Annotated in this window: 1 protein-coding gene and 1 pseudogene; one reads left to right on the forward strand and one right to left on the reverse strand. The window is 75.1% G+C overall.

What is annotated here, in order from left to right; translation table 11 throughout:
• Nucleotides 1–321 (reverse strand): annotated as a pseudogene (locus AB0J52_RS41005) (transcriptional regulator); the annotation flags it as partial.
• Nucleotides 322–394: 73 nt separating this feature from the next.
• Between AB0J52_RS41005 and AB0J52_RS41010 the strand changes: the two are divergent.
• Nucleotides 395–1,311 (forward strand): MFS transporter (locus AB0J52_RS41010; RefSeq protein WP_500188650.1); only part of this gene is annotated, 917 nt, incomplete at its 3' end.

The raw sequence follows: 1,311 nt of genomic DNA on the forward strand, positions 1-1,311 counted from the left end.
GAGCGCCGCGCGGTCCGCGGCGACCCGGTCGTGCGGCTGGCGGCGCAGGGCGGCGAGTTCGAGATCCAGGTCGGGGGTGGGGGAGGTCGGCGGCGGGCACGCGAACGCGGCGATGAGCCGGGGGCCGACCAGCTCCGCCAGTGGCCCCAGGCGGGTTCCGGAGGCGGCCAGCCGGGGCCGGACGGCCTCGGCCCACCGGCGGTGCAGCGGGTGCTCGTCGGGGTACTTGAGCGTCCGGACCGCCGCCACCGCCTCCCACAACGGCGAGATGGCGAACCGGGTGCAGGCCAGGTCGTCGGCCGAGAAGGTCAGTTCGAGCACGCGGATCCCTCCTGGATTCGGTCCAGACTAAATCCGTCGAGGGCGGGCGCGGTCGTCGGCGAGGGTTCCGCGCATGACGACCCTCACCCGAGAAGCGCCGGGGCCGGTCCTGGCCGAACGCGACTTCCGCCTGCTGTTCACCGCGGCCGCCGCCTCCAAGATCAGTTCTCAGCTCGGCACCCTCGCCCTCCCGCTGCTCGCGCAGACCGTCCTGCACGCCGGGCCGGGCCGGGTCGGTCTGCTGGCCGCGCTGAGCACCGCCGCGTTCCTGCTGGTCGGACTGCCGGCCGGGGCGTGGGCGGACCGGATGCGCAAGCGCCGCGTGATGGTCGCCGCCGACCTCGTCCGGGCCGGGCTGGTCGGGTCCGTCCCGGCCGCCTGGGCGCTCGGCGTGCTCACCCTGCCGCAGCTCTACGCGGTCGCGCTGCTGACCGGCGTCGCGACGGTCTTCTTCGACGTCGCGCACCTCAGCGTGCTGCCCGCCCTGGTCGGACGCGACCGGCTCGTGGCCGCCAACTCCGCGCTCGCCGGCCTCAACACCGTCGCGGACGTCTCGGGACGCGGCGTCGGCGGCTTCGTCGTCCAGGGCCTCGGCGCGCCCTTCGCCGTCCTGGCGGACGCGGTCGGCTACCTGTGGTCGGCGTGCTTCCTGCGGAACCTGCGTCCCGCCGAGCCCTCCGAGCCAGTAGAGCCCTCCGAGTCGGCTGGCCGTGTCCAGGCCGCCGGGCGGCGCGGTGTGGGAGAGGGGCTGCGGTTCGTCTTCGGGCACCCGACTCTGCGGCCGGCGATCCTGGAGGGCGCGCTCAGCAACTTCAGCATCCAGTTGTGCCAGGTCGCGTTCCTGGTGTTGTTCACCAGCGAGCTGCGGTTGCCCCCCGGTGTGCTGGGCCTGTTCCTGGCGGCGGGCGGATTGGGCGCGTTCATCGGGTCGGTCGCCGCTCCCGTCCTCGCCCGGCGCCTCGGCGTCGGCCGCGCCCTGTGGCTCGCCGG

Source organism: Spirillospora sp. NPDC049652 (assembly GCF_040675125.1).
GTDB lineage: Bacteria > Actinomycetota > Actinomycetes > Streptosporangiales > Streptosporangiaceae > Spirillospora.